The organism is Stappia sp. (assembly GCF_048261845.1).
GTDB lineage: Bacteria > Pseudomonadota > Alphaproteobacteria > Rhizobiales > Stappiaceae > Stappia.
The window spans coordinates 46,051-57,985 of the sequence record NZ_JBLXFR010000005.1 but is presented as its reverse complement, the minus strand read 5'-3'; the positions used below and the strand labels follow the sequence as shown (position 1 = coordinate 57,985).

General features: G+C 65.6%; 12 protein-coding genes. 5 read left to right on the top strand and 7 right to left on the bottom strand.

All coding sequences use genetic code 11. The features are described from left to right. The first annotated feature begins 104 nt into the window (after positions 1 to 104). The 3 genes from rpiA to gor all read left to right on the top strand — a co-directional run bounded on the left by rpiA (position 105) and on the right by gor (position 2,855). On the top strand, positions 105 to 800 hold the full coding sequence (gene rpiA, locus ACN0T5_RS03980) for a ribose-5-phosphate isomerase RpiA (protein ID WP_417767326.1): 696 nt from the start codon (positions 105 to 107) through the stop codon (positions 798 to 800). A gap of 4 nt (positions 801 to 804) precedes the next feature. Next, the gene (locus tag ACN0T5_RS03975; protein WP_417767325.1) at positions 805 to 1,407 is read left to right on the top strand and encodes a DUF2059 domain-containing protein; all 603 of its coding nucleotides are present in this window, start codon (positions 805 to 807) and stop codon (positions 1,405 to 1,407) included. Positions 1,408 to 1,481: 74 nt separating this feature from the next. After that, on the top strand, positions 1,482 to 2,855 hold the full coding sequence (gor, locus tag ACN0T5_RS03970) for a glutathione-disulfide reductase (protein ID WP_417767324.1): 1,374 nt from the start codon (positions 1,482 to 1,484) through the stop codon (positions 2,853 to 2,855). A 61-nt stretch (positions 2,856 to 2,916) separates the two neighbouring features. Here gor and ACN0T5_RS03965 read toward each other — a convergent pair whose 3' ends face one another. Further along, a complete protein-coding gene (locus ACN0T5_RS03965; RefSeq protein WP_417767323.1) occupies positions 2,917 to 4,128 on the bottom strand; it encodes an aminotransferase class V-fold PLP-dependent enzyme in 1,212 nt (403 codons plus the stop codon). Between the two features lie 41 nt (positions 4,129 to 4,169). On the opposite strand from ACN0T5_RS03965, the gene ACN0T5_RS03960 reads away from it, so the two are divergent. Further along, on the top strand, positions 4,170 to 4,823 hold the full coding sequence (locus tag ACN0T5_RS03960) for a gamma-glutamylcyclotransferase family protein (protein ID WP_417767322.1): 654 nt from the start codon (positions 4,170 to 4,172) through the stop codon (positions 4,821 to 4,823). A gap of 43 nt (positions 4,824 to 4,866) precedes the next feature. Here ACN0T5_RS03960 and ACN0T5_RS03955 read toward each other — a convergent pair whose 3' ends face one another. The 6 genes from ACN0T5_RS03955 to ACN0T5_RS03930 all read right to left on the bottom strand — a co-directional run bounded on the left by ACN0T5_RS03955 (position 4,867) and on the right by ACN0T5_RS03930 (position 10,090). Beyond that, complete coding sequence (locus ACN0T5_RS03955) at positions 4,867 to 5,148, bottom strand: copper-binding protein (protein WP_417767321.1); 282 nt, start codon at positions 5,146 to 5,148, stop codon at positions 4,867 to 4,869. A 25-nt stretch (positions 5,149 to 5,173) separates the two neighbouring features. Beyond that, positions 5,174 to 5,665, bottom strand: coding sequence for a cupredoxin domain-containing protein (locus ACN0T5_RS03950; protein ID WP_417767320.1), 492 nt, complete (start codon positions 5,663 to 5,665; stop codon positions 5,174 to 5,176). A 40-nt stretch (positions 5,666 to 5,705) separates the two neighbouring features. Next, on the bottom strand, positions 5,706 to 7,088 hold the full coding sequence (locus ACN0T5_RS03945; protein ID WP_417767319.1) for a multicopper oxidase family protein: 1,383 nt from the start codon (positions 7,086 to 7,088) through the stop codon (positions 5,706 to 5,708). Positions 7,089 to 7,103: 15 nt separating this feature from the next. Further along, positions 7,104 to 8,582, bottom strand: coding sequence for a TolC family protein (locus ACN0T5_RS03940; protein WP_417767318.1), 1,479 nt, complete (start codon positions 8,580 to 8,582; stop codon positions 7,104 to 7,106). Continuing rightward, positions 8,579 to 8,806, bottom strand: a complete 228-nt coding sequence (locus ACN0T5_RS03935; RefSeq protein WP_417767317.1) for a hypothetical protein — start codon at positions 8,804 to 8,806, stop codon at positions 8,579 to 8,581. The genes ACN0T5_RS03940 and ACN0T5_RS03935 overlap by 4 nt, the downstream gene beginning before the upstream one ends. A 561-nt stretch (positions 8,807 to 9,367) precedes the next feature. Continuing rightward, complete coding sequence (locus ACN0T5_RS03930; RefSeq protein ID WP_417767316.1) at positions 9,368 to 10,090, bottom strand: VIT1/CCC1 transporter family protein; 723 nt, start codon at positions 10,088 to 10,090, stop codon at positions 9,368 to 9,370. A 268-nt stretch (positions 10,091 to 10,358) separates the two neighbouring features. Between ACN0T5_RS03930 and ACN0T5_RS03925 the strand changes: the two genes are divergently transcribed. Beyond that, positions 10,359 to 11,744, top strand: coding sequence for a class II 3-deoxy-7-phosphoheptulonate synthase (locus ACN0T5_RS03925; protein WP_417767315.1), 1,386 nt, complete (start codon positions 10,359 to 10,361; stop codon positions 11,742 to 11,744). Positions 11,745 to 11,935 lie beyond the last annotated feature (191 nt).

Here is an 11,935-nt window from a genome sequence, read left to right as displayed (position 1 = left end):
CCGGCTCCGGCCCCGGGGGTTCTTTGCCTTGCGCGGTTCCCATGCTAAACCCGCGCGACGCCGGATGTAGCCGGCCCCGAAACCTCACAAGCAGACGGAACGGAATGAGCGAAGACCTGAAGCGACTGGCCGCCGAAGCGGCGCTGGACGAGGTTCGCAACGGCATGCGTCTGGGCATCGGCACGGGATCGACGGCCGAGCATTTCGTGCGCGCGCTGGCGGAGAAGGTTGGCGAAGGGCTCGAGATCATCGGCGTGCCGACATCCGAGCGCACCGCCGCCCTGTGCAGGGAGCTTGATGTGCCGTTGACGACACTCGAGGACTGCCCGGAACTGGACCTGACCGTTGACGGCGCCGACGAACTCGATGCCCGGCTCTGCCTGATCAAGGGCGGCGGCGGCGCGCTGCTGCGCGAGAAGATCGTGGCATCGGCCTCCACTCGCATGATCGTGATCGCCGATGCAGGCAAGAAGGTGGAGGCGCTCGGTGCCTTTCCGCTGCCGGTGGAGGACGTGCCGTTCGGCCTTGCCTCGACGCGCAATGCCATTGCCCGGGCGCTGTCCGGCCTTGGATACGAAGCGCCGATCTGGTTGCGCGGCGGGGATACGCCTTTCGTCACCGATGGCGGTCACCATATTCTCGACATCGACATGCGCCAGATCACCGATCCGGCGGAACTGTCGCGCGCGCTGCTCGATATCCCGGGCGTCGTCGAGCACGGACTTTTCATCGGCATCGCGGATGCCGCCTATCTCGCCGGAAAAACCGGGGTCGAGCGCCTCGTTCCGGTGACCGAATAACCTGATGGCGCTGCCCGGCCACGAGGGCCGGGTGCCCGATCACTTGCCCATGGAGTACCCGATGTTTCGAAATAGCCGGAAGACCGCGACGATCGCCGCCACGGCCCTCGCGCTTGTCCTGTCGCTGGGCCAGCCGCTGACCGCGCAGGAAAGCATTTCCGACGAGCATATCGCTGCGGCACGCGACGCGGTGTCTTCCGCCAACGCGATCCGGGCCTTCGACGACGTGCTGCCATTGATGGCCGACCGGACGCGGACGCTGTTCATCCAGAACAATCCGGCCAACACGGCGATGATCGACGAGGTCGTGAACGAGACGGCTCTTGAGCTTGCCGAGCGCCGGCCGGAGCTGAACCGGGTCGTCTATGAAGTGTGGGCGCGGCGGTTCACCATCGAGGAACTCAACGAACTGGCCGCGTTCTACAAGACGCCGCTGGGGCAGAAATATTCGAAGGTCGAGCCGGAATTGCGCGCGTTGTCGATCGGTGCCGCCAAGCAGTGGGGCGATGCAATCTCGACGGAGATGGTGACCTTGGTGCGTGACGAACTGACCAAGCGCCTTGCCGCGCAGGAAAGCCAGGCGACGCCCGAGGCGCCGGCACAGTAAACGCATGCCCGGCGTGATGCCGGGCGGTCTTCTCGGCACGGACGGGTGCAGGGCATGGAGCGCAAGGGCGAGGCATGAGCGATTTCGAGTTTGACCTGTTCGTCATCGGCGGCGGATCCGGCGGCGTGCGTGCAGCGCGGATCGCCGCCGGACATGGCGCGCGCGTCGGCATTGCCGAGGAATACCGTTATGGCGGAACCTGCGTTATCCGCGGTTGCGTGCCGAAGAAACTCTTCGTCTATGCCTCGCGGTTCTCGGAGGAGTTCGAGGATGCGGCGGGCTTTGGCTGGCAGGTCGGAGAGAGCCGTTTCGACTGGGAACGGCTGATCGATGCCAAGGACCGCGAGATCGCCCGGCTTGAGGGCATCTATCGGCGCAATCTCGAGCGTGTCGGCGTCGAGATGTTCGACAGCCGGGCCGTGCTGGAGGATGCGCATACGGTGCATCTCCTGGCTGACGGGCGCCGCATCCGCGCGGCGAAGATCCTGATCGCCGTCGGCGCGACGCCCAATGTCGACGCCAGCCTGCCGGGCGGCGAGCATGTGATCACCTCCAACGAAGCCTTTCATCTTGCCGATCTGCCGAAGCGCGTGATCGTCGCGGGCGGCGGTTACATTGCCGTCGAGTTCGCCGGCATCTTTGCGGGCCTGGGTTCCGAGACGACGTTGATCTACCGGGGCGAGGAAATCCTGCGCGGGTTCGACGACGACCTGCGGAAGGCCTTGCACGAGGAGATGGAAAAGAAAGGCATTCGAGTCGTTTGCGGGGATGTCTTTACCTCGATTGAGAAGAACGGGGCGGAACTGGTCGGCCACACCCGCAAGGGTGATGCGCTGATCGCCGACAAGATCATGTTCGCCATCGGCCGGCGCCCGAACACCGCCGGTCTCGGCCTCGATGCCGCCGGCGTCGAACTGGCTCCCTCCGGCGCGATCAAGGTCGATGCGCAGTCGCGCACCAGCGTGCCCTCGATCTTCGCCGTCGGCGATGTCACCGACCGGGTCAACCTGACGCCGGTGGCGATCCGCGAGGGCCATGCCTTTGCCGATACCGAGTTCGGCGGCAAGAGCTGGAGCGCCGACCATTCGATGATCCCGACAGCCGTGTTCTCGCAGCCCGAGATCGGCACCGTCGGCATGACCCAGGCCGAGGCGCTGGCGGCGCATGGCGCCGTGGACGTCTATCGCTCGCAGTTCCGGCCGATGAAGCACACGCTTTCGGGGCGCGACGAGAAGATGCTGATGAAGATCCTCGTCGAGCCGGAGAGCGACAAGGTGCTCGGCGTGCACATTCTCGGCCATGATGCCGGCGAACTGGCGCAGGTGCTCGGCATTGCCCTGCGGATGGGCGCGACCAAGGCGGATTTCGACGCCACCATGGCCGTGCATCCGACAGCGGCGGAAGAGCTCGTCACCATGCGCGAACCGACCGAGCGGGTCACCGCCTGACGTTTTTTCGTTTCGGGCGGCGCCTGGTTCGCCGCCCGTCCGGTTTGCAGATCTCCCCGGCTTACCGGTCCCGGATGGCCTTCAGGAAGGTCTCGATCTCGCCTTCCGTGTTGTAGGCGTGGAGCGAGGCGCGCACCAGTGCGTCGAGACCGCGATGCGGCAGGTCGATGCGGGCTGAGGCGGCGGAGGAGACCGATGTGTTGATGGCGCGGCCCGAGAGCCGCTCCCTTGTCTGCGCGGGATTCTCGCCCTCCACCGTCAGCGTGACGATGCCGCAACGGCGCGTGCCGCGATCGTGCACGGCAACGCCGGACATCTTGCCAAGTTCGGCACGCAGCAATACCGCAAGCCGGCCGATGCGTGCTTCCAGCCGCCCGGGCCCGATGTCGAGCGCATAACGCGCGGCGCGGGCAAGGCCGATCTGGCCGGCAAAGAAGCGCTCCCAGTTCTCGAAACGCCGCGCGCCGTCGACCAGCCGGTAGCTCTGCGCATCGAGCCACCGGGTGGATTCCAGGTCGACGAAGGCGGGTTCGAGTTGGTCGATCACCTCCTCGCGGACATAGAGGAACCCGGTGCCGCGCGGTCCGCGCAGGTATTTGCGCCCCGTGCCCGACAGCATGTGGCAGCCGATGCGGTCGACATCGAGGGCGATCTGGCCGGCGGACTGGCAGGCATCGAGCAGGTAGAGAACGCCGTGCCTGCGGGCGATGGCGCCGACCTCCTCGGCCGGATTGACGAGGCCGCCGAAGGTCGGGACATGGGTCAGCGCGATGAGCCGCGTTCTTGGCGTGATCGCGGCTTCCAGCGCCTTCAGGTCGATCTGGCCACTTTCATCGTCGTCGATCAGGTCGATCTCGATGCCCGCGCGCGCCTTCATCTGCAACAAGGCAACATAGTTCGAGACATATTCCGCGCGTCCCGTGATCACCCGGTCGCCGGGGCGGAAAGGGATCGAGTAGAAGGCCATGTCCCAGGCGCGGGTGGCGTTCTCGATGAAGGCGATTTCATCGGGACTGGCGCCGATCAGCGCGGCGATGGCCGGGTAGAAGTCCGCGACCGCCGCCGCCGCGCGGTCTGCCGCCTCGTAGCCGCCGATCTCCGCCTCCAGATCGAGATGGGCCTTCACCGCCTCCAGAACTGGGGTGGGCGGCAGGCTCGCTCCGGCATTGTTGAAGTGCACGAGCCGAGTGCAGGCGGGCGTATCGGCGCGCAACCTGTCGGTGTCGGCCGCCGTCCAGGGGTCGGATTGCAAGCTGTTCTCGGGGCTGGCCATGGTGGTGATGATCCTTTAGGCAATTGCGGGCAGGGTAGAGGATGCGCGGTTCGGGGGCGAATGGCGGCGTTTTCGGCGGGGGGCAGTACGAAATGACGCACATCACCTATTTCGGCTACGGCTCGCTCGTCAACACGCGCACGCTCGGCCCGGACGCGACCGCGGTTGCCGGAACGCTGCATGGCTGGCGCCGCGAATGGCGGGCCTGGTGGCCACATGACAAGGCGAACGCGCTCACGTCGGTGTGCACGCTGACCGTGTTCCGGGAGCCGGACACGGCCATTCGCGGCGTGATGGTCCGGGAACCTGCCGACCGCCTGGCCGTGCTCGACAAGCGGGAACATCGCTATCAGAGGATCGACGGGATCGGCTCCCGGTTTCGCTGCGACGGCGACGGCCAGACAGTGCCGGAAGATGCCTTTCTCTACGAGGCGGATGCGGAAATCCGCCGGTGGGGCGATGAGAACCATCCGATCCTGCAGAGCTATGTCGACTGCGTGATGGCGGGTTTTTACGCCTTCTGGGGCGAGGAGGGGGTGCGCCACTTCATCGACACCACCGACGGCTGGCACGCGCCGATGCTGGCGGACCGCGCGGCACCGCGTTACCCGCGTGCGCAGAAGATCGCCCCGGAACTCCTTGTTCTGTTCGACCGACTCCTGACGGAAACCGGCGTGGTGCACATGCCGGCCTGACGCGGCCGGGGCGGCGTCTCCACCGCCCCGGGGCATGAGGTGTCTACTTCAGCTCGATGATCGTCAGCTTGCCGGCAACCCGGTCGGCAACGAATTCGATCTCCGCGCCTTCCTTCAGCGTCTCCAGCATGGCGTCGTCGGCAGTGCGGAACACCATGGTCATGGCCGGCATGTCGAGGTTCTTCAGCTCCTCGTGAATGACTGTGACCTTGCCGGCGCGAAGATCGACCTTCTTGACGATGCCCTTGGTGTACTCGGCGGCGAGGGCCGCGGGCACGGCGGTGAAGGCAAGAAGGGCGGCAACGAGAGCTGTTGCGAGTTTCATCCTGATCATCCTTTTGGATTGCGGGTCAGTCGTGGGCAACGACGACGTCGCCATGCATGCCGGACTCGTAGTGTCCAGGGATCAGGCAGGCGAACTCGAACGTGCCGGCATTGCCGAAGGTCCAGACCACTTCGCCCTTTTCTCCCGCGCCCAGCCGGACGGAGTTGGGGTCGTCGTGCTCCATCTCGGGGAACTTGGCCATGATCTTCTTGTGCTCCTGGTTCCGAACGTGCGTGTCGACGACGAACTCGTGCTCGATCTCGCCGATGTTGGTGACCTGGAAGCGGATGGTCTCACCCTGCTTCACCTGCAACGAAGCCGGTTCGATTGCCATGCCGTCATCGGTTTCCTTCAGGGTAATGCCGACGATGCGCGTTGCGGCGGACGCCTTGCCGGGGCTGCCAGCGGCCATCTTGTCTCCGTGTCCGCCGGCATGGGTGCCGGCGGCAAGCGTGTCGCCCATGCCAAGACCGAGGGCGCAAAGGGCTGCAGCGAGTGTCCTTGAAGCGTGTTGCATGATCTGACTGTCCTTTCAGTTTCGGGGGTATCGGGCGGCATCAGCCGCCATGCTTGTGCGGAGCGACTGGCGCTGGCCGCGGAGCATCGGTGAGGGTGGTGGAAGCGTCGGTGGAGCGGGCGAAGTCCGGCAGCTCGCCGGTCCACTCCCAGGCCTGCGTGCCTGGCGGATTCTCGTACCAGCCGGGGTCCGCGTAGTCGCCGGCCTGAATTCCTGCGCGAACCTTCACTACCGAGAACATGCCGCCCATTTCCAACGGGCCGTGGGGTCCCCAACCACCCATCATGGGGACAGTGTTGTCGGGAAGCGGCATTTCCATTTCGCCCATGTCGGCCATGCCGGCGGTTCCCATCGGCATGTATTCGGGCTGCAACTTGCGGATCTTCGCGGTGAGCGCCGTCTTGTCGACACCGATGAAGGTCGGCACGTCGTGGCCCATCGCGTTCATCGTGTGATGCGACTTGTGGCAGTGGATGGCCCAATCGCCGGGATGGACGGCGTCGAACTCGTAGGCGCGCATGGCCCCGACAGGGATGTCGATCGAGACCTCGGGCCAGCGCGCGGATTCAGGCACCCAGCCGCCATCTGTGCAGGTGACCTCGAAGTCGTAGCCATGCATGTGGATGGGATGGTTGGTCATGGTCAGGTTGCCGACCCTGACCCGCACCCGGTCGTTCTGGGCGACGACCAACGGGTCAATATCCGGAAAGATGCGGCTGTTCCAGGTCCACAGGTTGAAGTCGGTCATGGTCATGATCTTCGGCACGTAGGAGCCGGGATCGATGTCGAACGCGTTGAGCATGATCAGGAAATCGCGGTCGGCGCGCATGAAGGCGGGATCCTTCGGGTGCACGATGAAGAAGCCCATCATGCCCATCGCCATCTGCACCATCTCGTCGGCGTGCGGGTGGTACATGAAGGTGCCGCTCTTCACGAGGTCGAACTCGTAGACGAACGTCTTGCCCGGCGGGATGCCGGGATGGGACAGGCCGCCGACGCCGTCCATGCCTGAAGGCAGGATCAGGCCGTGCCAGTGCACGGACGTGTGCTCGGGCAAGCGGTTCGTCACATAGATGCGAACCCGGTCGCCTTCGACCGCCTCGATGGTCGGTCCGATCGACTGACCGTTGTAGCCCCACAGAAAGGCAGTCATGCCGTCGGCCATCTCCCGCTCGACCGGTTCGGCGACCAGATGGAACTCCTTGACGCCGTTGTTCATCCGGGATGGCAGGGTCCATCCGTTCAGGGTGACAACAGGGTTGTAATCGGGACCGGACGCCGGCATGAGCGGTGCCTGGGTCCGGGGATTGTCCATCGTGGCCGCATCGGGCAGGCCCATGTTGGAGGTCTTCGACCAGGCGGTGGAGGAGACCAGGGCGGCTCCCGCGGCTCCGGCTCCGAGGATCTGTCGTCTGTTCAGCATTGTCTGCTCCGTTTCTCAGTGACCGCCGCCGGCATCGGCGAGCGTGGCCTCGCCGCCGCCGCCTTCGACGGATGCAGGGGCCCCGCCGCCATGGATCGCGGCGGCAAGACCTGCTTCGGCAAGCCAGAAGTCACGCTTGGCCCGTGCCGCCAGCAGCACGGTCCCGATGCGCGCCCTTGTGTCGGCGAGCAGTTCGAACGTGTTGGTGATCATCCCGTTGTAGGTAAGGAGGGATTCCTCCTCGATGCGGGTGCGAAGAGGCAGGACGGAATTGCGGTAGTGGCGGGCGATCTCGTGCGAGGCCCTGTAGGCGAGATAAGCCGAGCGCGCTTCCGAGCGGATGTTGACGGCCCGTTCGGCAAGCCGGTTGGCAGCCCGCATGTAGGTGAACTCCGCCTTCTTCATCCGGGCGGCGCCGCTGTCGAAGATCGGGATGGCAAAGTCCAGCTCCAGCCAGGCCGTGCTCTTGGTCTGGATCTGACCGTCCTCCAGTTCCCGCTCCGTCTCGACACCGGCGACGAGACCGAGATCGGTGACGTAGCGGGTCGCCTTGGTCAGACCGAGCTCGCGCGCTGTCGCCTCCAGCTCGATCCTGGCCATCAGCAGGTCGGTGCGCCGTTGCAGGGCTTCGCGTTCCACATGCTCCTTTTTCATCAACCGCCCCGGCAGGGCCGGCAGGGCGTCGGGCACGAAGAACTTCATGTCCGGGCCCCAGAGCCCCATCGAACGGGACAGCCTTTCCTTGGCGAGCTTCGCAGCGAGCCTGGCCTCGGCGATCTGGCCGGTGAGTTCGGCGTAGAAGGCATGCTCGCGTGCTTGCGCGGCCTTCGGCATGGCACCGCTCTGGCCGAGTTTTTCCGCCAGTTCCGAGGCGGCGTCGGCGGCCTGGCGTGCCTGGTTGAGAGAGGCGACGACCTCGAAGGCGGCCACCGCCTCGATCCACGCCTGTCGGGTTTCCGCCGCGATGCGCAAGGTTTCTCCGGCTGCCTGCATCTGGGCCTGGCGGAAGCGGGTTTCGGCGATGGCGCTGCGTTTGGGATGTGTTGCCAGCGCAAGGATGTTGCTGGCGACGAAGCCTTCTATCGTTCGGAAGGCGACGAGCCCGGGGTGGCCGATGCCGAGCAGCCCGACCGAGACGGTCGGGTTCGGCAACAGCGTCTGCTGCCACGTATCAGCCGCGCTGATGCCGAGATCGGAATAGGCGGCCTGGAGCCCGCGATTGTTGATCAGCGCCACCTGGACGGCGGTCTCCGCGCTGATTGTCTTGCCTTGCACCAGCTTGCTGACGCGATCCGAGACCATGCGGGCCTGCTCGGCATTCTGCACCCATGCGGGGCGCGCGGTGCCGGTCGCCGGTGCGACCTGGCCCAGGACCTGGCTGAAGCCGGCGTCACCTGGACCGTAAAGATCGGTGGAGGCGGTTGCGACGCAGCCGCCAAGCAGAAGCGGCCCGGCGATGGTGGCCGCCAGACGGGCCGTGCGCGGGCGGTTCATGACGCACCTCCGCCTGGTGCCTGCCTGTCGTTGAGCTTGCGCCAGTTGCCCGGATCGACGGGCAGACGGTGGGTGTAGGGCGAAACGACCGAGTTTTCGCCGCTGTGAAGAACGGCGGCCTGTGCGTCATCGGGCCCTGGCCCGTAGGTGAGCACGGGCAAGGGGGCGGCGCCGCAAGCGGCCACCACCAGCGGCGCAAGGGCCGCCAGCAATCTGGAGAGCATGATGGATTCCTCGAGAATGACAGAGATGCGGCCGCGCTGGGCGGCACGCGGCAACGGTCGGTCAGGCTCGAGGGGGGCGTTCCGGGCCCAGGGGAAGCGCTGCGACGAGTGTGCGTACACTCCGGTCGTTGTCGGGCTTTATGCCCGCTCGCACGGGGGCGGGCGTGCTCTCGCTGGCGAGGGCGGGGAAACAGAAGGACAGGCAGCAATCTGCCTGTGTGTCGCCATGCGGGTGATCCGCGCGGCGAGAGTTGTCGATACCCACCATATGCTCAGTGCCCTTGGCGGGACCTGTCTGTGCGGAGGTGTCGCTGTGGGCGACATGGTCGCCGCCTGCATGCGAGATGGCATCGGCGTGCCGGGCATGCCCGGACATATGTCCTTGCGTGGCGGAGGACGATGCAAGCGTGATTGTAACGCCGCCAGGAGCGGAGTTGGCCAGGACGATCAGTGCCGCAAGCAGGAACCTTAAAAGGTATGCGGCGAGAGGGCGAGGGGACCCTTGCATGGCTTGAAATGTAATGACGGGCGACGCAAGCGCAAGCAGAAAATGCCGCTTCCTCAGGCAATGAACCTTTCGAGCAGACGACCGGCTGCCCAGGCGAGACCGGCGGCGCCAAGCCCGATTCCCAGGGTTTCAAGACCCGATCGCAGCCAACCTTGCGTCGACCATTTCGACTTGGCCGAACCGATGGCGAAGAAGACGATGCCGGTGGCTATGGCGGCCGTGATCGCCGAGGCGGGCAGGCCGGCGATGAAGGGGACGAGCGGTACGGCGCCGCACACGAGAAAGGCAAAAAAGGTTGCCAGAGCCGACTTCAGAGGGTCGTGCAGGCCGTTGGAGACGCCATGCTCCTCGCTCAGCATGGTCTCGATCCAGACCGCGCGCCGCGAGGTGATCAGCGCGGTCATCTGTTGCAGTTCCTCGCCCCGGTACCCCTTGGCCCTGAAGATCTGCCGGATCTCTTCCGTTTCACCGTCGGGCTCGCGATCGATGTGACGCTCTTCCATTTCCCGAAGCCGGTTGTAGTCGTCATGCTCGGCCTTGGTGCCGGAATAGTTGGCGGCCGCCATCGAGAAGCCGTCGGCAACGAGATTGGCGATGCCGAGGATCAGGATCACCCGGGCCGAGAGATTGGCGCCGATGCTGCCGGCGACGATGGCGAAGGTGGTGACCGCCCCGTCGATGCCGCCATAGATCCAGTCGCGCAGGTAGCTGATGCGGGGGCCGCGCGCGAGACGGGCGGCGATGGCCTTGGTGGAATGATCGTGCTCGAGTGGCATCAGGCTGGCTCCCGTGCGGTGACTTGCGCAGTGCTGCCGAGCCTTTCAGGCGCGCGGACCGGACGCAATGCGCAGTAGCCCCGACCTGCTGCGTTGCGCGGCCGGGTGGTTAGGTGTGGCCTCGCGTTGCCGCCGCGTGTATAACGCGCGGCACTGCCGTTCAGCGCAACTTTCGCAAGGGCGGGCAGGGACGGACGAAACGCGAAACCGGAGCGGATGCCGGCAGAGACGGAATCTTGCCGCAGGTCGATTTTACGGAGTTGGGAAAATGGCGCAGAACTGGACACCGGAAAGCTGGCGGTCAAAGCCGATCGTGCAGGTGCCCGAGTATCGCGACGCGGACGCGCTCGCGGAAGTGGAGCGCCGCCTGTCAGACTTTCCGCCGCTCGTTTTTGCAGGTGAGGCGCGCAAGCTGAAGTCACAACTCGCCGAAGTCGCCGAAGGACGCGGGTTTCTCCTCCAGGGTGGCGATTGCGCCGAGAGCTTCGCAGAGCATCACGCGGATCACATCCGCGATTTCTTCCGCGTCTTCCTGCAGATGGCGGTGGTGCTGACCTATGCCTCGGCCCAGCCGGTGGTGAAGGTTGGCCGGATTGCCGGCCAGTTCGCCAAGCCGCGCTCCTCTCCGATGGAGAAGAAGGGCGACATCGAACTGCCGAGCTACCGGGGCGACATCGTCAACGACATTGCGTTCACGCCGGAATCCCGCGAGCCGGACCCGCAGCGCCAGATCATGGCCTACCGTCAGTCGGCGGCGACGCTGAACCTCCTGCGCGCCTTTGCCCAGGGCGGTTTCGCCAATCTCGACCATGTGCACCGCTGGATGCTGTCCTTCGTCAAGGACAGCCCGCAGAGCCACCGCTACCAGGCGCTCGCCGACCGCATCTCGGAGAGCCTCGAGTTCATGCGCGCCTGCGGCATCGATCCGGACACGGCGCCGCAATTGCGCTCGACCGACTTCTTCACCAGCCACGAGGCGTTGCTGCTCGGTTTCGAGCAGTCGATGACCCGCGTCGACAGCACGTCCGGAGACTGGTACGCGACGTCTGGCCACATGCTGTGGATCGGCGACCGCACCCGCCAGCCGGACCACGCGCATGTCGAGTTCTTCCGCGGCATCAGGAACCCGATCGGCCTGAAATGCGGCCCGAGCCTGAAGCCGGACGAATTGCTGAAGCTGATCGACACGCTGAACCCGGCCAATGAGGCGGGCCGGCTGACGCTGATCTGCCGCTTCGGCGCGGACAAGGTGTTCGAGCATCTGCCGGCGCTGGTGCGTGCGGTGGAACGCGAGGGGCGCAAGGTGGTGTGGTCCTGCGACCCGATGCATGGCAACACCATCACGGCCAATGGCTACAAGACCCGGCCCTTCGATCGCATCCTGCGCGAGGTCGAGGCCTTCTTCGCCGTGCACCGGGCGGAAGGCTCCTATGCCGGCGGCATTCATGTGGAAATGACCGGCAAGAACGTGACCGAGTGCACGGGCGGTGCCCGGGCATTGACGGCCGAGGATCTCGCCGACCGCTATCACACCTATTGCGATCCGCGTCTCAATGCCGAGCAGGCCATCGAACTGGCCTTCCTCGTGGCCGAGAATGTGCGCAAGGAACGCGAGGCCCGCGGTGGCAGCGAGCGCGAGGCGGCGATCGCCTGACAGGCGGTTTCTGCAGCACCGAGAGTTGCGGGAGGCGGCCCCTGGCTTGGGCCGCCTCTTTTTTTGGCACGACAGGACGAGGTAACAATTTCGTCAGCGGACGCTTCCCTAAAGAAAATGGCAACCAGTCGTGGCCTATCCGGTCGCGTGGCTGAAAACCTGCAAGCAGGAGGAGCGCAAGCGCGCGATTG